The 22,270-nt window shown below is 42.5% G+C and carries 23 protein-coding genes and 1 riboswitch; of the genes, 21 read left to right on the top strand and 2 right to left on the bottom strand.

Going from position 1 to position 22,270, the window contains the following annotated elements:
- Positions 1–26: 26 nt before the first annotated feature.
- Positions 27–386 (bottom strand): YxeA family protein, encoded by a 360-nt coding sequence (locus tag IGI89_RS00115; protein ID WP_008381011.1) that lies wholly within the window; start codon positions 384–386, stop codon positions 27–29.
- 244 nt (positions 387–630) lie between these two features.
- Between IGI89_RS00115 and tuf the strand changes: the two genes are divergently transcribed.
- The 14 genes from tuf to IGI89_RS00045 all read left to right on the top strand — a co-directional run bounded on the left by tuf (position 631) and on the right by IGI89_RS00045 (position 14,712).
- On the top strand, positions 631–1,818 hold the full coding sequence (tuf, locus tag IGI89_RS00110; RefSeq protein ID WP_005237121.1) for an elongation factor Tu: 1,188 nt from the start codon (positions 631–633) through the stop codon (positions 1,816–1,818).
- A gap of 215 nt (positions 1,819–2,033) precedes the next feature.
- On the top strand, positions 2,034–2,663 hold the full coding sequence (locus IGI89_RS00105) for a lysozyme family protein (protein ID WP_016621009.1): 630 nt from the start codon (positions 2,034–2,036) through the stop codon (positions 2,661–2,663).
- A 157-nt stretch (positions 2,664–2,820) separates the two neighbouring features.
- Complete coding sequence (gene dnaG, locus IGI89_RS00100) at positions 2,821–4,656, top strand: DNA primase (RefSeq protein WP_438735073.1); 1,836 nt, start codon at positions 2,821–2,823, stop codon at positions 4,654–4,656.
- Positions 4,657–4,679: 23 nt separating this feature from the next.
- The gene (gene rpoD / locus IGI89_RS00095) at positions 4,680–5,786 is read left to right on the top strand and encodes an RNA polymerase sigma factor RpoD (protein ID WP_005229298.1); all 1,107 of its coding nucleotides are present in this window, start codon (positions 4,680–4,682) and stop codon (positions 5,784–5,786) included.
- A 309-nt stretch (positions 5,787–6,095) separates the two neighbouring features.
- On the top strand, positions 6,096–7,985 hold the full coding sequence (locus IGI89_RS00090; RefSeq protein WP_438735072.1) for a cell division site-positioning protein MapZ family protein: 1,890 nt from the start codon (positions 6,096–6,098) through the stop codon (positions 7,983–7,985).
- 118 nt (positions 7,986–8,103) lie between these two features.
- Positions 8,104–8,811 (top strand): AzlC family ABC transporter permease, encoded by a 708-nt coding sequence (locus tag IGI89_RS00085; RefSeq protein ID WP_005237112.1) that lies wholly within the window; start codon positions 8,104–8,106, stop codon positions 8,809–8,811.
- Positions 8,804–9,121, top strand: a complete 318-nt coding sequence (locus tag IGI89_RS00080; RefSeq protein WP_008381024.1) for an AzlD domain-containing protein — start codon at positions 8,804–8,806, stop codon at positions 9,119–9,121. Before IGI89_RS00085 ends, IGI89_RS00080 begins: the two co-directional genes overlap by 8 nt.
- Positions 9,122–9,155: 34 nt before the next feature.
- A complete protein-coding gene (locus IGI89_RS00075) occupies positions 9,156–10,019 on the top strand; it encodes a CvfB family protein (RefSeq protein ID WP_008381026.1) in 864 nt (287 codons plus the stop codon).
- Positions 10,020–10,128: 109 nt separating this feature from the next.
- Positions 10,129–10,581, top strand: coding sequence for a ferric iron uptake transcriptional regulator (gene fur, locus IGI89_RS00070; protein ID WP_005237105.1), 453 nt, complete (start codon positions 10,129–10,131; stop codon positions 10,579–10,581).
- A 232-nt stretch (positions 10,582–10,813) separates the two neighbouring features.
- Positions 10,814–11,704: a site-specific tyrosine recombinase XerD gene (xerD, locus tag IGI89_RS00065; RefSeq protein ID WP_005237104.1), complete on the top strand. Its 891-nt coding sequence runs from the start codon at positions 10,814–10,816 to the stop codon at positions 11,702–11,704.
- Between the two features lie 14 nt (positions 11,705–11,718).
- A complete protein-coding gene (locus IGI89_RS00060; protein ID WP_008381030.1) occupies positions 11,719–12,468 on the top strand; it encodes a segregation/condensation protein A in 750 nt (249 codons plus the stop codon).
- The gene (gene scpB, locus IGI89_RS00055; RefSeq protein ID WP_005229316.1) at positions 12,461–13,045 is read left to right on the top strand and encodes an SMC-Scp complex subunit ScpB; all 585 of its coding nucleotides are present in this window, start codon (positions 12,461–12,463) and stop codon (positions 13,043–13,045) included. Before IGI89_RS00060 ends, scpB begins: the two co-directional genes overlap by 8 nt.
- 2 nt (positions 13,046–13,047) lie before the next feature.
- Entirely contained in the window at positions 13,048–13,764 is a 717-nt protein-coding gene (locus IGI89_RS00050; RefSeq protein ID WP_034872188.1) for a pseudouridine synthase, read from the top strand.
- A gap of 79 nt (positions 13,765–13,843) precedes the next feature.
- Positions 13,844–13,968: riboswitch (FMN riboswitch) on the top strand.
- Between the two features lie 150 nt (positions 13,969–14,118).
- Complete coding sequence (locus IGI89_RS00045) at positions 14,119–14,712, top strand: ECF transporter S component (RefSeq protein WP_016613081.1); 594 nt, start codon at positions 14,119–14,121, stop codon at positions 14,710–14,712.
- A 57-nt stretch (positions 14,713–14,769) separates the two neighbouring features.
- Here the strand turns inward: IGI89_RS00045 and IGI89_RS00040 are convergent, their stop codons facing one another.
- Positions 14,770–14,985 (bottom strand): ferredoxin, encoded by a 216-nt coding sequence (locus IGI89_RS00040; RefSeq protein WP_005237096.1) that lies wholly within the window; start codon positions 14,983–14,985, stop codon positions 14,770–14,772.
- 26 nt (positions 14,986–15,011) lie between these two features.
- Between IGI89_RS00040 and IGI89_RS00035 the strand changes: the two genes are divergently transcribed.
- From IGI89_RS00035 to IGI89_RS00005, 7 genes are all read left to right on the top strand, one after another.
- Positions 15,012–16,007 (top strand): helix-turn-helix domain-containing protein, encoded by a 996-nt coding sequence (locus IGI89_RS00035; RefSeq protein WP_086316986.1) that lies wholly within the window; start codon positions 15,012–15,014, stop codon positions 16,005–16,007.
- Positions 16,001–17,383 (top strand): RecQ family ATP-dependent DNA helicase, encoded by a 1,383-nt coding sequence (locus IGI89_RS00030; RefSeq protein ID WP_438735067.1) that lies wholly within the window; start codon positions 16,001–16,003, stop codon positions 17,381–17,383. The genes IGI89_RS00035 and IGI89_RS00030 overlap by 7 nt, the downstream gene beginning before the upstream one ends.
- A 72-nt stretch (positions 17,384–17,455) precedes the next feature.
- Positions 17,456–18,082 (top strand): SAG1386/EF1546 family surface-associated protein, encoded by a 627-nt coding sequence (locus IGI89_RS00025; RefSeq protein WP_005237087.1) that lies wholly within the window; start codon positions 17,456–17,458, stop codon positions 18,080–18,082.
- 105 nt (positions 18,083–18,187) lie between these two features.
- Positions 18,188–18,859, top strand: coding sequence for a (d)CMP kinase (gene cmk / locus IGI89_RS00020; RefSeq protein WP_005237085.1), 672 nt, complete (start codon positions 18,188–18,190; stop codon positions 18,857–18,859).
- 212 nt (positions 18,860–19,071) lie between these two features.
- Positions 19,072–20,286 (top strand): 30S ribosomal protein S1, encoded by a 1,215-nt coding sequence (rpsA, locus tag IGI89_RS00015; protein ID WP_005229333.1) that lies wholly within the window; start codon positions 19,072–19,074, stop codon positions 20,284–20,286.
- A 163-nt stretch (positions 20,287–20,449) separates the two neighbouring features.
- Positions 20,450–21,760 (top strand): ribosome biogenesis GTPase Der, encoded by a 1,311-nt coding sequence (der, locus tag IGI89_RS00010; protein WP_005237082.1) that lies wholly within the window; start codon positions 20,450–20,452, stop codon positions 21,758–21,760.
- 234 nt (positions 21,761–21,994) lie between these two features.
- The gene (locus IGI89_RS00005) at positions 21,995–22,270 is read left to right on the top strand and encodes an HU family DNA-binding protein (RefSeq protein WP_003126821.1); all 276 of its coding nucleotides are present in this window, start codon (positions 21,995–21,997) and stop codon (positions 22,268–22,270) included.

Raw genomic sequence — 22,270 nt, 5'->3', positions numbered from 1 at the left:
TGGATATCTTTGATCAATATCAGCAATTATTGATCGGTCAGTTTCTCAAGGGCGGCTTTGGGAACGTCTTCTTCAGAAACTTCTTCCCAGCTCAGAACACCTTTATTAGGATTGACCAATAATTTCAAATAGGCACCTTCTCTTAAAGGCGCGGAACGGTGCTCATTCATTTTGACCGTTTTGACTTCTCCAGAGGAACTGTAAGCGTCTTGTGTGTAACGGTAGACATCTTCGGCAACTCCGTTATCACTAATTTCCGTGTCGTGCTCGCCGGCATCCCTGATGACTGTATAGTAGTCACTTCCACCATAGTAATAATGATAAGTAGCAAAACAGCCACCAAGGAAAATTGCTGCAAAAACCAGCGTTGCAATGATTTTTTTCACATTTCTCACCTCATCTTCTATTATTCATAAAAATTGTCCTACGTCCAATAGATCGAAAAAAGCAAAGAAATTCTTAGGGATTAGCTGACGAGACATCTCACTTGACTTTGACTAATTTTGACCTATACTAAGAGTAGATTTAAACTTACAAAAAATAAGTTGATACTTATGAATTTGGAAGCGTAAATCGCAAAATATGATTCGAGTCAAAGAACGACTCAACTTTCTCTAGGAGGGAAACAATATGGCAAAACAACATTATGATCGTAGCAAACCCCATGTTAATATCGGAACGATAGGACACGTCGACCATGGGAAAACAACCTTGACTGCTGCTATTACCACAGTTCTTGGGAAAAAAGGACTTGCCAATCCGCAAGATTACGCAAGTATCGACGCGGCTCCTGAGGAACGCGAACGTGGTATCACCATCAATACTGCCCATGTAGAATACGAAACAGAAAAACGGCACTATGCCCATATCGATGCACCAGGACACGCGGATTACGTGAAAAATATGATTACAGGGGCTGCCCAAATGGACGGCGCAATCTTGGTCGTATCAGCGACAGATGGCCCAATGCCGCAAACCCGTGAACATATTTTGCTTTCTCGTCAAGTGGGTGTGAAACATTTGATCGTCTTTTTAAATAAAACAGACCTTGTCGATGATGATGAGTTGATCGATTTAGTTGAAATGGAAGTCAGAGAATTGCTGACTGAATATGATTTTCCAGGTGATGACATTCCTGTGATCAAAGGCTCTGCCTTAAAAGCCTTGGAAGGTGACCCAGAGGCTGAAGCAGCGATCTTAACGCTGATGGATACAGTAGATGAATATATCCCAACACCTGAACGAGACACTGATAAACCATTATTATTGCCGATCGAAGATGTCTTTTCAATTACTGGACGGGGAACCGTTGCTTCCGGTCGGATCGATCGCGGAACAGTAAAAGTCGGTGATGAAGTAGAAATCGTCGGAATCAAACCTGAAACACAAAAAGCAGTCGTGACAGGAGTAGAAATGTTCCGTAAGACGATGGACTTTGGGGAAGCTGGTGATAACGTAGGGGTATTATTACGGGGAATCACCCGGGATGAAATTGAACGGGGCCAAGTGTTAGCAAAACCAGGTTCCATCACACCACATACGAAATTCCAAGCAGAAGTCTATGTGTTGACAAAGGAAGAAGGCGGTCGCCATACCCCATTCTTTAATAACTATCGCCCACAATTTTACTTCCGTACAACGGACGTAACTGGGAATATCGTTTTACCAGAAGGAACGGAAATGGTTATGCCTGGTGACAACGTAACGATCGATGTGGAATTGATCCATCCAATCGCTGTGGAAAATGGAACGACTTTCTCCATTCGTGAAGGTGGACGAACAGTTGGTTCTGGTATCGTGACCACAATCGAAAAATAAAAATCAGTGAAACAGTGCTTCCATTATCTGAAGGAGCACTGTTTCCTTTTTCATGTCAAACCAGCAACAATCCCTCCATCAGCTTAGGATTGCTTGTTTTTTTCTAAATAATCTTGTGATTTTATTAAGGATTTTTTAGGAGAGAAAAAATTCTAGTCAGCCTGTTCATTTCATAGTACGATAGATTCTGACTTAGAAAAGATGGGATGTATTTGATGAGAAAAATTCGACGTTTCCTAGGATTTGTACTGAAGTTTGCGCTCTTGCTGCTGCTGATTGGAGCAGGGGTTTGGGGCTATCGAAACTACACGGCATTGAAAGCTGTCTATGCGTATGAAGCGGAAATCGCACAGCAGACACAAGCCCACGACATCTCTGAATATCAGTCTTTAGCAATGAGTATCATGCTGACGGAGTCAAAAGGACAAGGCAATGATCCGATGCAAAGTTCTGAAAGTGTATATGGAAAACAAAACCAATTTGATACGCCAGAACAAAGCATCGAACAAGGGGTTTCTTATTTAGCCGAGTTGATCGAAAAAGCAGAGCAAATGAACTGTGATCTTTGGACCGCAGTCCAGGCTTATAATTTTGGTACAGATTATATTGATTATGTCGCTGAACGGGGTGGCGTGAACACCTTAGAATTAGCAGAAACATATTCCAGAGAGGTTTTATCCCCGTTATTAGGCAATGATACAGAACAGACCTATCGTTATTGGGGCATTCAATCGGTCTTTTATAATGGCGGTCATTTGTATCACAATGGCGGCAATATGTTCTATGCGGATCTAATAAAATTGAACCGATGGAAAATCGATGTTACGGCAGGGTTCTTTTCCTGATTGTCACAAAATAACTGAAGTAAAAAAGCTTGAAATACAAATAGAATATGGTAAAATCATTATGAGTGATTCCGTCTAATTATTCTTCGCACTGATACCTATTAGTGCGTTTTTTTACCTAATAAACGATGAATACTTACCAAATGGAGGTGAGTGGATGGCACGAATTCCTCAAACGATCATTGACGATATTCGCGAACGCAGCAATATTGTTGATATCGTGGGACAGTATGTCCAGTTAAAGAAATCTGGAAAGAATTATTTTGGTTTGTGTCCCTTCCATAATGAGAAATCACCTTCTTTTTCCGTTGCAGAAGACAAACAAATTTTTCATTGTTTTGGTTGCGGTCGTGGGGGCAATGTTTACGGTTTTTTGCAAGAGCTTGAAGGCATCAGTTTTCCTGAAGCAGTCGTCAAAGTAGCAGAAATGAACGATATTCCTCTTGATCCGCAATACCAGCAATCAGAAGGCATCAATGAAGCGACCTCACAAACGAGTCAATTGATTGCGCTGCATGAAAAAGCCGCCGAGGTCTATCATCACATGTTGGTGAATACGGCTGCTGGCCAAGAAGCGCTTGATTATTTATTGGATCGCGGATTGACGATGGCATTGATCGAAGAATTCAATATTGGTTTTGCGCCGAATGAACGCTCGTTTTTGGAGAAAGTCTTTTTGAATGAACAAGCCAAAGCTGAATTTTTTCCTGATACAGGGCTCTTTGTTCAACGAAACGATGGCTCATTGGCAGACCGCTTTTACCAACGAATCATGTTTCCGATCCGTAATCCTCAAGGAAAAACAATTGGTTTTTCTGGTCGTTGGCTAGCAAGCGAAAAAGTTGGTGATCAAGACCAGCCGAAATATTTAAATAGTCCAGAAACGATCCTTTTCAACAAGCGCGAGGTTCTGTTCAACTTTGACAAAGCACGCCGTGCGATGCGCAAAGATGGCCAAGTGTATTTATTTGAAGGATTTATGGACGTGATTGCCGCTTGGCAGGCAGGAATCGAAAATGGGATCGCCTCAATGGGGACCAGTTTGACCAATCAGCAGATCGCCCATATCGAGCGAGTGGCACAAGAAGTGATTCTTTGTTACGATGGAGATAGTGCAGGGGTTGAAGCGACAAACCGCGGGATCGAGCTTCTGCAAAACAATAGCCGTTTGAAATTATCTGTGGTGCGAGTGCCGGAACGGATGGACCCAGATGAGTATTTGCGCAAATATGGGACAGAAGCTTTTTATAAACTAGCTGTCCACGGCAAAGAAACCGTTTTTGCCTTCAAGATGGATTATCATCGGATGAATCGCAATTTAGCCAATGAGAAGGAGCAACTGGACTATGTCCAAGTTGTTTTAAATGAATTGCAGCGTGTGGATTCTTTGTTGGAGCAAGACCGCTATTTGACTCAGTTGTCTACAGAGTTCAATTTGAGTCGTGAGACCTTGCAACAGCAGCTCAAGCAAAACCGGCAAGAGCAACGGACGATGCAAGATGTAGCGCCACCGCCGCCAACAGACACCCCTATGGTCTTTACGCCGCCTACACGGCAGCAGCCCAAAACACAGGTGGAAAAAGCGCAAGAATTATTATTGTACCGTTTGTTTCATGACAGTACGTTAAACCATCGCTTTCGAGCGAGTGGTATATCCTTTATCCATGATCGTTATCAACAACTGTATCTGCTGTTTGATGCGTATATGGAAACAGAAGAACACTTTGTTTTAGCAAAGTTCTTAGATTTTTTAAAAGAAGATTCAATGAAAAAAATGGTGATCGATATTGCAGATCTTAAAGCTTCTGAGGAAGGGACTGAACAAGAATTTCAGGACATTCTGCAGGTCTTTCAAAAGTCGGGCATTGCTGAAGAAATCAATCAAAAACGAATCCAGCAGCAAGAAGCAAGACAAATAGGAAACCAGCAATTAGAACTTGAACTTGCAATCGAAATCATTGATTTGACCAAACGGTTGAAACAAGCTAAATAGCGAACTGAAAGGGGCTTTCTTTCATGGCAGAAGAAACAAAAAAAACGTATGACAAAGCAGTTGCCGAATACATCCGAGAAAACAAAACAAAGGGGCAAGTTGTTTACGATGACATTACCAATCGTTTAGCAACGCCTTATACTTTGGATGCTGATGCAATGGACAAACTAATTCAAAAACTGGAGGATTCCGGCATCAGTGTCGTGGATGAAAATGGAGAGCCTTCAGTCCATAGTTTAAAGAGTAATGAAAAACGACAAGAAACCCAACCTCAAGAAGATTTGTCTGCACCGACTGGTGTGAAAATCAATGACCCTGTGCGGATGTACTTGAAAGAGATCGGTCGGGTACCGCTTTTGACCGCAGAAGAAGAAGTGGCTCTCGCTCTGAAAATCGAAGAAGGCGACCAAGAAGCGAAACAGCGTTTGGCAGAAGCCAACTTACGTTTGGTAGTCAGCATCGCCAAACGTTATGTGGGTCGGGGAATGCAATTTCTTGATTTGATCCAAGAAGGAAACATGGGCTTGATGAAAGCCGTTGAGAAATTTGATTATCGCAAAGGGTTTAAATTCTCGACCTATGCGACCTGGTGGATCCGTCAAGCGATCACTCGTGCCATCGCTGACCAAGCTCGAACCATTCGGATCCCAGTGCATATGGTGGAAACCATCAACAAATTGATTCGTATCCAACGGCAATTATTGCAAGACTTAGGACGCGAACCGACACCAGAAGAAATCGGCGCAGAAATGGATTTGCCAACGGAAAAAGTTCGTGAAATCTTGAAGATCGCTCAAGAGCCCGTTTCATTAGAAACACCAATCGGTGAAGAAGATGATTCTCATCTAGGTGATTTTATTGAGGACCAAGATGCTACAAGTCCGGCAGAGCATGCGGCTTATGAGCTTTTGAAAGAGCAATTAGAAGATGTATTGGATACGTTAACTGACCGTGAAGAAAATGTGCTACGCTTGCGTTTCGGAATCGATGATGGCCGTACTCGGACCTTAGAAGAAGTCGGCAAAGTCTTTGGGGTAACCAGAGAACGGATTCGTCAAATTGAAGCAAAAGCGTTACGGAAACTACGCCACCCATCTCGTTCAAAACAATTGAAAGATTTCTTAGAATAATTAAGGTTTATTGACTTTCCAAAGGCTCCCTTTGGAAAGTCTTTTTTGTTCAGGTTTTGTCATCTCTCCATAGGATAAGTAAAGAACTTAATAAAAACGTAACCAAGCAAGTGTTGGCTAATTGCCTAGAATGTGATAAATTTAATTTTGTGCATCTGCACAATTGAGTAATAAAAAAGAAATGCGAAAAAAGACCCATTATTTGTCGGTCTTTGAAATAGGAAGCAGTGGGCGCGTCAAGCGTTTGATCTGGTAGGGTACTGCTTCATAGAAGGAAATGCAAAAAACAAAAGGAGTCAGTTTGAATCAATGAAGAAGACATGTCCTGAATGTGGATTTCAAGCAATAGAAGAAACACCCGTTTGTCCCAATTGCGGGTTTCAATGGAACCAAGCAAAGGAGAATGAACAGGAACCATCATCTGACTCTTCCGTTACGCCAGAAGAGCTACAAAACAAAAACGATGATATTCGCTGGTCTGACTTTAAAAATGTTCCGATTGGAAAAATGGAGGAGCACTTAGGTGATCGGCCATCCTCGAATGAAGAAACGATCGACCTTGCACAGCAAGAGGCTTTTTCTGATGAGCAAAAAACAACACTTGAATCAGAGTCTAAACAAGAACCAAAAACAGTGGAAAACTCTGAGTCTACAGAAGAACACACAATTTCAGCCAGTGAAGAAGTTAATGAGACCGATGCACTGAGTACGGATGAACAGCATGACTCTGAGATTTTGGCCGCTTATATCCGACAGCACAAACTTGATGAAGAAGCAAAGGCAGCAGCTGCTCTAGAAGCAGAAGAAACCGCCATTGATCTTTCCTCTGCTGAAGAGGAAAGTCAGATGCAAGCCAGCGAGGAACCTCTGCCGTCAAGCGAGGAGGAAGTGGTGACGGAGCCAGTTATTGAAGAAGCTGAGAAGCAGCCAGAACCAGTCATCGATCCAATTCCTGAACCAATCACCGCAGCGGATGAAACGCCACAAAAGGAGACTGCTGAAGAAGAAACGTCTTCTTCCAGTGAAAGCAAGAAGAGCCCTCGCAAAGCACTCTATATTACAGCGGCTTGTTTGTTAGTGGCAGCGGGTGGTGGTTGGGCTTATTACTATCAACAGCAGCAACAAGAAACTGCCCGACAAACGCAACAGGCGCAAGAGAACCGTACGTTAGATCAGATTGAAAATGAGTTGAATGATTTTTATACAAATGATGAGCGAGTGTTCATTAAAAGCGACAAAACAGCAGAACAGCTGACGGCTGTGACGAATCAGTTGGCAGATTTTCAAGACCACGAACGATACGATATCTTGTCACAAGAAGCAGAGACAATTGCTGACAAATTAGCAGCTTTGACAGAGATCAATAGCTATTTCAGCAGTCCTGCAGTTGTGGAGGATCAGTTGGAAGAAGTCTCGTTGAAAGAAGCGACTGCTGTCACAATGGCGAAGCGTGAGAACGGGGATGCCTTTGATGAGTTGATCAATCAAGCCATCGACATGGGACAAAAAGAGTTCAGCGCGATCGAGGAAGTTCAAAATGCAGTGAAGAGCATGGTGGCTTTAAGTGGTGACGGTGAAGCACCGGCGAGTGTCACTCGTGAGAACTACAATGCCTTGATGAAAAAAATCCAAGCTTTGCCAATCGATTCACTGGTTGAAAGTCTTACGACGGAACTACGTAAAGTCGATACTGCCTTGACGAAGCGTGAAACAGCTACCCAACAAGCAGCGGCGCAACAACAAGCTGCCCAAGAAGCAGCACAAGCGGCGGCTTCCGAGAACAACGCTTCCGCTTCGAGCAGCGGATCTACAAGCGCTGCGACGCCCGCGCAAAGTACTTCTGAAGAAGAGTATGTGCTTTCGCCGAATACACCAACAAATACCAACAATCAGCCAATTATTCCAGCCCGCCAAAGTGATTTGAATGATGTAAACAATAGCGCCTGGGTGTGGGCAGATGGTGTCCAAGAAAAAATCATCGCCACAGCGATTGCTCGCGGTTATGTGGTAGAAGGCGGCTATACTTTTGAACGTGTACGAATCGTCAATGGTGAAGGCTATTACAATTTTTATGCGACAAACGCCCAAGGCAGCTTGCTTAAAGGAACGGATGATTCAGCGTTCCCGCTATACTTATTTACGGTAAACGCCAAAACTGGCTATTTCAGAGGCAATGGGAACGATCACACCGTTCGCTAAGTCTCCTGGGTCACTAGAAAATTTTCAGAGTTATTACATGCACATGTGAAAAATACTTGTTTCCCCTCCTTGTTTTCGATATGATGAGAGATAATCGTTCAAACAAGGAGGGGTTTTTGTGCAGAAAATTGAGAGATATGATCGGTTTGAAGACGGGGTCATTGCTTGTGTACCAACGATTCTTGGGTACCTGGGCATTGGTTTTGCAATGGGGGTTGTGGGAAAAGGCGTTGGGTTGTCTATTCTAGAAATTATTTTAATGTCTATTATTGTCTATGCTGGCAGTGCTCAATTTATCATTTGCGCCTTACTAGCGATTCAAGCACCTTTCATGACAATCGTCGCAACAGTTTTTTTAGTGAATTTACGACACTTTTTAATGAGTTTGTCAGTAGCTTCCTATTTTAAAAAGACACCGTTGCTTTCTGCCATTGGTATCGGGACACTTTTGACTGATGAATCCTATGGCGTTTTGACGACGGCACTGCAACAAGACAAACCAGTCACAGCGAAATGGACCCACGGGTTGAACGTAATGGCTTATTTGAGTTGGATTTTTGCGACGTTTTTGGGTGGTTTATTGGGTTCATTTATTCCAGATCCAGAAGCGTTAGGCTTAGATTTTGCCTTAGTAGCTATGTTTGTTGGTCTTTTTTTATTTCAAGTAGAGCGACCGCTTAAGAAGAAAACCCAGCAAACGCTCTTGATACTAGGGACAGTTGTGGTGACCTTGATTTTATTTATGCGTTTTTCGACCGCAGAGATTGCGGTAATTGCGGCGACACTGGCAGGATGTTTGGTTGGGACGGTGACACACCATGACTAATTTTGTTATACTGATGCTAGTATGTGGATTGGTTACTTGGCTTCCGCGGATCGTTCCTTTTTTATTTTCGAAAAAGCTCATATTTCCGGAACCTTTCACCATCTTTTTGAGTTACTTACCGTTGTGTATTTTGGCGGCATTATTGGTGCAAAATTTGCTGATCTTTCGAGAAGGCCAATTCCCCATTTTGAAAGTTAAAGAAACCATTGCCTGTATCCCGGCATTATTGGTGGGGTATTATACCAAAGATTTGATGAAAATCGTTATCACAGGCGTTATTGCTATGGCGCTGTTGCGTTTCTTTTTATAGGAACGAGCAGTTTTAAAGAAAAAGGAGAGAATAGATGAAAGACTTATTAGCATCCGTATTCAGCGGATTGATCATTGATGAAAACGAACAGAATTATTTTGTTCAAAAAGGCGGGGTTACCTTCCGACTAGCCAAGGAAGAAGGCGAACATCATTTAGGTGAAGCCGTCGAAGGGTTTGGCTATCAAAATCAAAAGCAAGAAAATGTGCTCACTACGAATATTCCGAAAAGCCGCAAAGGGCATTATGCCTTTGGTACAGTCACAGGAAGCCGTCGCGACTTAGGCGTTTTCGTCGATATCGGTTTGAAAGACAAAGATATGGTGGTTTCATTAGATGAATTGCCAACAATGCGGGAACTTTGGCCCAAAAAAGGCGACCGTTTGATGGTCAGCTTGCGGGTCGATGACAAAGAGCGTATTTGGGCTTCATTAGCAGATGAGAAAATTTTTAAGGCATTGAGCAAAAATGGTACGGAGCAAATGAAGAATCAAGATGTTACAGGTAGCGTGTACCGTTTGAAGTTAGCGGGTACTTACTTGCTGACGGATGATTTTTATATTGGCTTCGTCCATCCATCAGAACGGTATCAAGAGCCGCGCCTTGGGGAAGTGGTCAAAGGGCGAGTGATTGGGATTCGTCCAGATGGTGTCTTGAACCTTTCATTGAAACCAAGAGCCCACGAGGCGATCTCAAATGATGCCGCCATGGTTCTAACCTTTTTAGAACGAGCGCCTGAGAACAAAATTCCTTTCACGGACAAATCAGCCCCAGAAGAGATTTTGCAAACATTTGGTATTAGTAAAGGCCAATTTAAACGGGCATTAGGAACCTTGATGAAACAGCGTTTGATTGAGCAAAAAGACGGCTTTACGATTCTTATCAAAAAACCTAATTGAGAATACTTGTTTCTTTTATCGTTCTAATTTATAATGATTACAATGTTTGTCTTGAGTGATTTTCACTCAGATTAGAATCGTTATAAATTAACGGCATACGGAGGCAACTATGAACACAACAGCAGCGTTAAAAAAGACCAAGAAACAATTGCACGAGTCGGGGTTTAAATTAACTCCTCAGCGAGAAGCGACGTTGTTGGTCTTATTAGAAAATGAGAAAGACCATTTATCCGCAGAAGAGATTTTCTTTTTTGTGCGAAAAAAAAATTCTGAGATTGGCTTGGCAACCGTCTATCGAACATTGGAGATCTTAACGGATCTGAAAATTGTCGATAAAGTCAGCTTTAATGACGGTGTCGCTCGCTATGATCTACGTAAAGAAGGTGCCAAACACTTTCATCATCACTTGTTGTGTTTGGAATGCGGCAATATTGAAGAAGTCGAAGAGGATCTGCTGGGCAGTGTCGAAGAGATCGTTGAACAAAAGTACCATTTTTTAGTAAAGGATCATCGGTTGACCTTTCATGGTGTCTGTCAAAAGTGCCAAAGCAAAGCCGAGTGATTGTACTTTGGCGATCTTAAATAAACGTTTGTTATCACCCGAATGATAGTCAGATGGTTTCCAATAGGAAGAGTGCTCTTTTTTCCGATTTGAAAGAAACCGAAAAATCTGCTATGATTCGGGTGTTTCCTTGGGCAAAAGATACGGGTAGATGCCTCTTTTTTATTGGCAAGCTACTATCTTAACGAGCCAGAATTTGATATGATAAAAAAGCTGAAAGTAGAGGAAGCCCATGAACGAACAAATCATTGATTATCTTCATTATTTGACCATTGAGCGCGGGCTATCCCAAAATACCCGTGCCAGCTACCAGCGAGATCTGCAACAGTATCTTGCGTTTTTACAAAAAAAACAAGTCACTCAGTGGCAGCAGATCGACCGAGTGATCGTTTTGTCTTTTTTGCAAAGTCTGCAAGAAGCGGGAAAATCCTCGGCAACCGTGATTCGGATGGTTTCCAGTTTGCGAAGGTTCCATCAATTTTTGCGTCAAGAACGGTTTACCGATCATGATCCAATGCAGCATATTGATTCACCAAAAAAACAGCAGAAGCTGCCTGATACCTTGAGTTTACAAGAAGTGGAGCGGTTGATCGAAACACCGGATACGCGAGCAGTTTTGGGCATCCGTGACCGAGCGATTTTGGAAGTGATGTATGCGACGGGCTTGCGCGTCAGTGAGTTGATCGGGTTAAAATTAAACGATCTGCATTTAAGTATGGGGTTGCTGCAAACAACCGGGAAAGGCGACAAAGAACGGATCGTTCCATTAGGGGACTTAGCGATTCAATGGATCGAAACCTATCTCAGCGATGCGCGTCCGTATTTGACGAGAAAAACGCCGGATGAAAGCCATCTGTTTGTAAACAACCATGGTACGCAACTGTCTCGTCAAGGGATCTGGAAAAATTTAAAAGCCTTGGTTCGACAAGCTGGGATCACCAAGAATGTGACTCCCCATACGCTGCGCCATAGTTTTGCGACCCATCTATTAGAAAACGGGGCAGATCTACGAACGGTTCAAGAGTTGCTAGGGCACGCAGACATCTCGACCACTCAAATTTACACGCATATAACGAAGAAACGGATGACGGAAGTGTACAAGCAGCACTTTCCGCGCGCCTAGAAATCGAGGATGGAATGGAAGAAATCAAAATAAAATTAGCTGTCTTTGAAGGACCGTTGGATTTGCTGCTTCATTTGATCAAAAAACTGGAGATCGATGTTTATGATATTCCAGTTGCTACCATCACCGAACAATACATGCAGTACATCCATGCCATGAAAATTTTAGAATTAGAAGTCGCTGGAGAGTATTTAGTCATGGCGGCGACTTTGATGGCGATCAAAAGCCAGATGCTGTTGCCTAAACAAGAGTTGATTGCTGAAGTCGAAGAGTACGAAGAAGATCCGCGGGATATGCTGGTGGCACAACTGCTAGAATACCGAAAATTTAAGTACGCAGCCGAACAGCTTTCAGAAAAAGCGGAAGAGCGCAGTTTGTATTACACGAAAGATCCGATGGATGTCGATGAATACAAAGAGGAAGAAGATCAATTAAGAGCCAATCAATTCAACACGATCGATCTCTTTTTGGCTTTTCAAAAAATGATCGAGAAAAAGAAAAATCGCCAAGTACTAGAAACCAAGATTTCTCCTGATGAAAGCACCATCGATGAAAAGATGGCGGCGATTCAGTTGGAGATGCAACATGTGAGTGCTAAAAAAGGCCGCAGCTTTGATTCGTTTTTTACTTCTTACAATAAAACAGAAGTTGTGGTAACCTTTATGGCACTGTTAGAATTAATGAAAAAAGGAACGATTCGAGTAGAGCAATCAGACAATTATGCGTCGATTCTGCTCTATCCAACAGGTAAAGAAGATGAGTAAATATAGTGAATTAGAAGCGATCTTATTCGTCGTCGGTGATGAGGGGATCGGACTTGAAGAACTGAGTTATTTAGTCAAAAGTAATACTGCCAGTGTCTATCAGCATTTGCAGGAACTAAATCAGCAATATGAAGAAAATGAACATACCGCGTTGCATATTCTAGAAGTTGGCAATCATTTTATTTTAACCACTAAAAAGCAATTTGCCCCTTTATTGAAGAAATACGCCGAATCACCGATGGGGAGTTCATTGTCGCAAGCCGCTTTGGAAACTTTGTCGATCATTGCTTATAAGCAACCGATCACTCGGATGGAAGTAGAAGAGATTCGCGGCGTTCAATCCAGCGGTTCGGTCCAAAAACTGGTGGCAAAGCGGCTGATTGAAGAAAAGGGACGCGTGGACGGACCAGGACGAGCGATCCTATACGGTACGACGGAATACTTTATGGATTATTTTGGCTTAAAAAGTTTGGCTGAATTGCCTGACATCCAATCAATGGAAGATGAACTTGAAGAAGATGCACCGTTTGATCTTTTTTACGACCGCTACAAACAAGCAGAAACAGAAGGAGAATGAAGATGGAACGTTTGCAAAAAGTGATTGCCCATGCCGGCATCACCTCAAGAAGAAAAGCTGAAGGATTGATAACCGAAGGCCGTGTGCGAGTCAATGGACAAGTAATCAAAGAATTAGGGGTCCAAGTCGGTTCAAAAGACGTCGTTGAAGTGGACGGCGTTCCGATCGAACAAGAACAACATGTCTATTATCTGTTCTATAAACCTCGTGGCGTGATCTCAGCTGTAACAGATGATAAAAAACGCAAAGTCGTTTTGGATTATTTTGCTGAAGTCCCTGAACGGGTGTATCCAGTCGGCCGCTTGGACTATGATACCTCCGGTTTGCTGCTACTGACAAATGATGGGGAATTGTCACAGACACTGATGCATCCAAAACACGAAGTCGAAAAAGTGTATGTTGCCAAGGTCAAAGGCATTGCGGATAAAAAGCAACTGCTCCCATTGACAAAAGGAATTCGGATCGAAGGGCGTAAGACCGCGCCTGCTCGCTTTGAAATCTTATCGACAGACCAAACGGCACAATCTAGTATTGTGCAATTGACGATCCACGAAGGTCGCAATCATCAAGTCAAAAACATGCTAAAAGCAGTTGGTTTGCCTGTACAAAAACTAAAACGGGAAAACTATGGTCCGTTAGATTTAAAAGGTCTTCGTCCAGGGGAATACCGAGAGTTGTCGAAGAAAGAAGTCAGCCAGCTGAAAAACAGTGCAAAATAGTTGAAAAGTATCTGAAAACGTAACTATTGTTAATGTTTAGATTTTGTGTATAATAGAACATGTAATAAATAGAATAAAGGTTCGTCTTCAGGGGCAGGGTGCAATTCCCGACCGGTGGTTATAGTCCACGACCTATTTCTTCGGAAATAGCTGAATCGGTGAAATTCCGATACCGACAGTACAGTCTGGATAAAGAAGATAGAGCGTATTTGATTTGCTTATGGCTATTTCGAATGCCCTCTTTTTTCCCTGTGGAAAAAAGAGGGCATTTTTTGTCTGGCGCCGACAAGAAAGCCGAGGAAATTTAATAGGTTCGTTTGAAGAGGAATCCTGAACTTAGGAGGATTTATACTGATGAACAACAAAACAAGAAAAATGGTGACGATCGCCATGTGTGCTGCTATGGGAACAATTTTGCAATTTATCGCTTTTCCAATTTTTCCGGCATTCAGCTTTTTAAAGATCGATTTTAGTGATATTCCCGTGATGATCATGATGTTTTTATTTGGTCCTTGGAGTGGGGTAGTGACTGCCTTCATTCGTTCGGTCCTGCATTTGTTCTTATCTGGTTTTTCACCTGCTGATATGGTGGGAGATACGGCAAGCTTTTTAGCATCATGTGCCTTTACTTTGCCAATGTACTACTTTTTCCGCAAAGGTATCCACACCAAAAACAAAATGGTTGGTGTCATCAGCGGTATCTTGTCGGTAACGATTTTTATGAGTGTGGCGAACCTATTTGTGATCACACCGCTTTATCTACGCTTTTTCGGGGTCACAGCCGATCAATTTTTAGGGATGTCTTTGCCGCAATATGTGGCGATCGGGATTTTACCCTTCAATTTGGTTAAAGGAGCGATCGTCAGTGCCGTCTTTTTAGCACTACATGCCAAACTGCTCCCATGGTTGGCTCGTAAGCAGCCCCATCATTCTGCTATAGGAAAATAAAAAATGAGCCGACTTGCTGTGGCAGACGAAAGGTCTGTTAATGGCAGGTCGACTTTTTTATTTTTCTATAAGGATCGCTCTGGTGGGGCATTTGCGATAAGCAGTTTTGACTTTTTCTTGTTGTTCTTCTATGATAAACTGTTGCCGTGCACTCGGTTCTTGGGCAAATAAAACGATCCCATCTTCATCATAATCGAAGATCTCGGGAGCATAGATCGCACATAGTCCACAAGCAATGCAGCGCTCAGGAACAATTTTACAGCGTTGTGACATTTTTTAGTCCTTTCTGGGAGGAAGATATGGATTCTTTTATTTTAGCGCTGTTTTCTGATACTGACAAGTTGCGTCCATCGACACTTTATCAAATTCTCATTGGTAAGCGCACTAGCTCTGTCTTGAGTTATGCCTTTTTTTATGATCGATTAGGTCTTTTTCAAGCGTTGCCACAGTTGAATGAGAGGGAGTATCAACAGACGATCGCTGACTTGATCCAACAAGGGATGCTAAGTCGAGATTCAGATGGTCTGCTGCTCAAAAGGACCGCTGCAAATTATGAACAGTCAAGAGAAATGTTGTTGCATCATACGGATTATTTTCGGTATGGACGAACGACGGAGGAGGCGTGGCGTTTTGTCCGACTGCTGGTTCAAGCAGCTGCATATCAAGAGGTGACGAATCAGTATATTCCTGTTGAGAACACGCCTTTATATACAGAACCTGTGCGTCGACTGATCCATCAATACCCTGAAATCAAAAAGATCACTCATCGAGAACTTTCGGCAGTTTTTGCCCAACTTCCCGCAGAAGTCGCAGATTTTTTAGCGGGTACCTTATCTGGTCCTGATCTTCTGGGGCAGGCGTTTTTCCAACTTTTGCCAGAATCTGTACAAGGTAAGCCTTGGGACAATCTTTATGTAGGAGCTGCGATCCATCAATTTTTAGCCCTGGTTGAAAAAGAGTCTCAGATGGTTCTGTTTCAAGGATTGTCGCCTTTTCTAAATAGGAATCTGAATCAAAGTATGCTGGAAAGTCGTGCATTGTTCTTGCAAGGAGCTTCTGTTGAGCAGATCATGGAAAAAAGAAGGATCAAACGAGGAACCGTTAATGATCATTTGATTGAGTGGGCACTGCTTGATCCGACATTTCCGTATCAGCGCTTTGATACATCATTGATGAATAAGCTGCCAGCAACTTCTTGGAAAAACAGCTATCAAGAATTACAGGAGCTTCTTACGACTGATTTTTTGACGATTCGTTTGTTACAGATTGCTCAGAAACGGGGGATTCGATGTTAGAAAACGCACTGAATCAGTACTTTGGCTTCAAAACATTTCGTCAAGGACAAAAAGAAGTCATCGAAAGTGTTTTAGCGCAGCAAGATACGTTAGCGATTTTGCCTACCGGGAATGGCAAAAGTCTCTGTTATCAGCTGCCAGGGTACCTCATAGATGGCATCGTAATCATTATCTCACCGCTTGTTTCTTTAATGGAAGATCAAGTCTATGGCCTACAAAAGCAAGGGGAAAAACGCGCGATTGCGTTTAATAGTCAACTGGACCCTACCGATCGTCACTATGTGATGCAGCATTTATCGCAGTACAAATTTTTGTTCTTAAGTCCAGAAATGATCGTGCAAGAAGCCATTTTGCAGCAACTCGAACGAGCTAAGATCGCTATGCTCGTGGTGGATGAAGCTCATTGTGTTTCCCAATGGGGCATTGATTTTCGACCAGAGTACTTGCAGCTTGGTGAAGTAAAAAAACGTTTGAAGACACCCGTCACATTAGCATTGACGGCTACTGCTACGGCGCAAGTCGAAGCAGATATTCGGCAAGTGTTGTTAGCAAAGAATGCCAATGTCTACCGTTATTCGATGAACCGCAGCAATATCGGCTTGTTCGTAGAGAAAACGTCAGACAAAGATGCGGCATTAGCAGACTATCTCAGCCGCTTAGGCGGGGCTGGGATCATCTATTGTTCCACAAGAAGCAAAGTCGAAGAAGTCTATAACAAACTGCGTCAGCGCTATTCGGTAGGCTATTATCATGGTGGTCTAGCGAGCGATCAAAGAAAAACGTTGCAGCAGCAGTTTTCTCAGAATAAACTAAAATTGCTCGTCGCAACCAATGCGTTTGGGATGGGGATCAATAAAGAAGATATTCGTTTTGTGATCCATTATGACTTGCCTGATTCGCTGGAAAACTACAGTCAGGAAATCGGTCGAGCAGGCCGCGATGGCAAACAAAGCAGTGCGATCTTGCTTTATCAGGAACACGATGAGCAGATTCACTACTTCTTTCAGCGAGAAAACAAAGAAGAACGCCGTGCTTTAGAACGAATGGATCAGAAAAAGATGAAAGGACCTTTGACACCGCTGCAAGAAAAATGGCAGCTGAAGATGAAGGAGTTGGGGGCTGCGTTTTGGCTGGAAACGCTAAAACAAAACGAACAGCAAAAGCAAGAACAATTACAAAAAATGTTGGCTTATATTCATTTTACCGGCTGTCGTCGCCAGTTTTTATTGGCGCACTTTGGGGAAGAAGCATCAGCAAATCCTTATTGTTGCGACAATGACGGGATCGAATTGGCAGTGGAAGAAGAGCTTTTAGAAAAAAAAGTCATCCTTCATTGGCAAGAACGTTTAATAAAAATTTTTAAAGATATAAATTGAATCGTATTTTGCAGGACAGTTTTTATTTACCTATGGTATAATACATCGGAAGGAAACTAGGAGGGAATACGAGTGAGCAAGAAAGACAATGACTACAATTCAGAAAATCAAGAACCGTGGGAACAACCAATCTATGATACAGAATACGATGATTCTGCATCAAGATCCCAACAAAGAAAACAAAAGCGTGGGAATTCACTCTTTTTGACGATCGTTTTAGTTTTGCTTTTCTTGATCGTGGCAATTCCGGTTGGTGCCGGTATTTGGGTATTGAATCATAACAGTGATGCCCCGACCGCAGCAAGTTCAAGCAGTACAGTAGAAAGTACGACAGAATCTTCGACAACCGAGTCATCAACAACGGAATCATCAACTGCTGAATCGACAAGTGAAACGAGTTCGTCAACAAGTGAATCAAGTTCTTCATCAAGCAGTAGCAGTTCTGCACCAGCTTCAACGACGCCATCAAGTAGTAGTGAGCCGGCTCAACAAGAAAACAATGCAGGGCAAGACACTACGCAAAATAATCAAGGGCAAGGAGCGACTGGTACCGAGGAATACACGACGGTGCAAGCAGGTGAAGGTCCTGAACAAGTGGCAGCCCGTACAGGCATCTCAGTTGAAACCCTATATCAATTAAATGGGATTGATCCAAACAACTACATGCTATACCCTGGCGACACATTACGAATTAAATAAAAAACCGCTTTGGCGGTTTTTTTTCTTGGTGGGAAGAAGCCAAGGTGAACGATAAGCAGAAACGATGAAGGAATACACATCGTTGGGAAACGAGGAGTAAGAAAAATGAAAAAAATCAACATCGCTATTGATGGTCCGGCGTCATCTGGGAAAAGTACCGTGGCAAAAATCATCGCCAATGATTTAGGGTTTATTTATACAGATACCGGGGCCATGTACCGCAGCATCACGTATTTGGCCTTAAAAAGCGGCTGTTCATTAGAGGATGAAGCGGCGATCGCTGCTTTGATCGATCAATACCCCATCACTTTTGAACCGACTGAACACGGTCAAGAGGTCTTTGCAGGAGGAGAGCAAGTCACAGAAGCGATCCGTCAGCCAGAAGTAACCAACGCAGTTTCGAAGGTATCGGCATACCCTGCGATCCGCGAAAAACTAGTCCAACAACAGCAGATGATCGCTAAAGATGGCGGTGTCGTGATGGATGGCCGCGATATTGGTACGGCGGTTTTACCACAAGCAGAAGTCAAGATTTTTCTGGTAGCAAGTGTGGAAGAACGGGCGCAGCGCCGTTTCAAAGAAAATCAGCAAAAAGGGATCGGTACCGATTATGAAACTTTAAAAGAAGAGATTCAGCAAAGAGATTACTTGGATTCTCATCGGGAAGTCTCCCCTTTGAAACAAGCAACAGATGCCGTTCGAATTGACACCTCCGGTTTAACAATCGAGCAAGTCGTAGAAGCGATCAAAAAAACGATCCAAGAAAAGATCGACTAGCGAAAACAATGGGTGTTCCCCATTGTTTTTTTATTTTTCCTACGAAAAAGATGAAAGCAAGCAAGAAAACAGACGTGAAAAGACTTTTTCAACGAAAAAACCGTAGTTTTTTAGGAAAATAAGAGAAATCGCTTTATTTTTTTTTCATTCTATTTTAAACTAAAAGATGTAGTGCAATTATTGCAGAATTGTTGGTTAGGAGGACATGAGAGATGACAGAATTTGAAAATAATCAGGTTGAGAGTGGAAATGAATCAATGGAAGCCGCTTTAGACAATTTCCAAGAAGTAAAAGTTGGAGATATCGTTAAAGGCGAGGTATTGGCCATTGAGGATAAACAAGCGATCGTAGGGATCGAAGGCGCCGGTGTCGAAGGCGTTGTTCCTGCAAAAGAATTATCGACTTTACCTGTTGAAGACATCAACGAAGCAGTCAAAGTAGGGGATGTCTTAGAATTAGTTGTGATTTCAGCAATTGGGAAAGACAAAGAAAATGGCAGCTATCTCCTTTCTAAACGTCGCTTAGATGCGAAAAAAGTTTGGGAAGATATCGAAAAAGATTTCCAAGAAGGAAAAATCATCGAAGCACCAGTCACCAACGTCGTTAAAGGCGGATTAGTGGTTGACGTAGGGGTTCGTGGGTTTGTTCCAGCATCAATGGTCGAAGATCATTTTGTTGCGGATTTTGAAGATTACAAAGGGAAAACATTGACCTTTAAAATCGTTGAGATCGAGCCTTCTGAAAACCGCTTGATCCTTTCTCATAAAGCTGTTGTTGAAGCAGAAAAAGCAAAACAAAAAGAAGCTTTACTAGCTGATTTATATGAAGGACAAGAAGTAGAAGGAAAAGTAGCTCGTTTGACTGACTTTGGTGCCTTCGTGGACCTAGGCGGCATCGATGGACTTGTCCATGTCTCTGAAATTTCACATGGGCATGTTGGCAAACCGAGTGACGTTTTGTCTGTTGGAGATACCGTCAACGTCCGTATCTTATCTGTTGATGCAGACAAAGAACGTGTGTCTCTTTCAATCAAAGACACATTGCCTGGACCTTGGACCAATATTGAAGAGCAAGCGGCTGTTGGCAGTGTCTTAACTGGGACTGTTAAACGTTTGACAAGCTTCGGTGCGTTTGTGGAAGTCTTCCCAGGTGTTGAAGGGCTGATCCATATTTCACAAATCTCCCATAAACACATTGCGACACCACATGAAGTCTTACAAGAAGGCGATGAAGTGCAAGTGAAAGTGCTCGAAGTGAACCCTTCAGAACACCGAATCGCATTAAGTATCAAAGCATTAGAAAAAGCAGAAAATACCAATGAAACACAAGAAGTTTCAGAGGATGATTATCAATTGCCAGAAGAATCAACTGGGTTTACCATGGGTGATATCTTAGGCGATGCCTTAAAAGACAGCGACGAAGAGTAATTGTATGCCATCAGCTTATAACGATTCGATGTTTGAATTTGTTATAAGCTGATTTTTTGTTTGCCGAGAAAGCTTGCAACTTTCCATGGCTTTAGGTAAACTAAGTAAGATTGAATACAAGAAGCAGCGTACAAGGACTGCTTTTTTAAATGGAGGGTAAAAAATGTCAAATCCAACAATAGCGATCGTTGGACGTCCGAATGTGGGGAAATCGACCATTTTCAACCGGATAGCTGGAGAACGAATTTCGATCGTTGAGGATACTCCAGGAGTGACCAGAGATCGTATTTATGCCACTGGTGAATGGCTAGGCCGTGAGTTTAGCGTAATCGATACTGGTGGGATCGATTTAAGTGATGAGCCGTTTATGGATCAAATCAAGCATCAAGCAGAAATCGCCATCGATGAAGCAGATGTCATTGTTTTTATTACGAGTGCTCGTGAAGGAGTAACAGATGCTGACGAGCTTGTGGCTCGTTTGTTATACAAAAGCAACAAACCCGTGATTTTAGCGGTCAACAAAGTTGATAATCCCGAGATGCGCAACGATATCTATGAATTTTATGGTTTAGGTCTGGGCGATCCATACCCAATCTCAGGAAGTCATGGATTAGGGATCGGTGATGTCCTAGATGAAGCAGTCAAACACTTTACCAATGAAGCGGAAGAAGAAGACGATTCCATTATCAAGTTTAGTTTGATCGGTCGACCAAACGTCGGGAAATCCTCCTTGATCAATGCGATTCTTGGAGAAGAGCGAGTAATTGTTTCAGATATCGAAGGAACGACTCGTGATGCGATCGATACCCATTTTACTAGCGAAAGCGGTCAAGAATTTACCATGATCGATACCGCCGGCATGCGTAAAAAAGGGAAGGTCTACGAATCTACTGAAAAATACAGTGTCATGCGAGCAATGCGGGCCATTGAACGTTCAGACGTCGTCTTGATGGTCTTGAACGCCGAAGAAGGAATTCGCGAGCAAGACAAACGGATCGCTGGCTATGCCCATGAAGCAGGCCGTGGAATCATTATCGTTGTCAATAAATGGGATACATTGAAAAAAGAAACGAATACGATGCGTGATTTTGAAGAAGAAATCAGAGATGAATTCCAATATTTGGATTATGCACCAATCATTTTCGTTTCCGCAGTGACGAAACAGCGCTTGAATAAGTTGCCGCAGTTGATCGAAGAAGTCAGCATGAATCAAAACATGCGTATTCCATCTGCGTTGTTGAATGACGTCATTATGGATGCGGTGGCGATCAACCCAACACCAACAGACAAAGGCAAACGTTTGAAGATTTTTTATGCGACGCAAGTGGCTGTCAAACCGCCAACTTTTGTTATTTTTGTCAACGAAGAAGAACTGATGCATTTCTCTTATGCGCGTTTCTTAGAAAATCAAATCCGCAAGGCATTCACTTTTGAAGGAACGCCGATTCGGATCATTCCACGCAGAAGAAAATAGAGATTTTATCATACTTTGTTTCTTTTTACAAAGAAATCTGTCCTTTTCTAGAAAAATGGGAAAAAACCAAAAAAAAACCCCCTAAAAACGTTAAAATCCTTGATATTACAAGGTTCTTATGATAACGTTATATCAGAATATTGATGGTAATCAATATTTGACAAAAACCTTGGACCACTCAAGATTTTTGTTGATGCATGACATCAAAAAAAATATCAGGAGGTGAAACCATCCATGGCAAATAAAGCAGAATTAATCGAAAAAGTTGCAGCAGCTACTGACTTAACTAAGAAAGACGCAACTGCAGCAGTAGACGCTGTATTCTCAACAATTCAAGACGCTTTAGCTAACGGTGAAAAAGTTCAATTGATCGGCTTTGGTAACTTTGAAGTTCGTTCTCGTGCAGAACGCAAAGGACGCAACCCACAAACTGGTGAAGAAATCAAGATCCCTGCTAGCAAAGTACCTGCATTCAAACCAGGTAAAGCTCTTAAAGACGCAGTGAAATAA

This window comes from Enterococcus sp. AZ141, assembly GCF_051714385.1.
GTDB classification, from domain to species: Bacteria; Bacillota; Bacilli; order Lactobacillales; family Enterococcaceae; genus Enterococcus_D; species Enterococcus_D entomosocium.
This window is presented reverse-complemented; position numbering and strand designations above follow the sequence as displayed.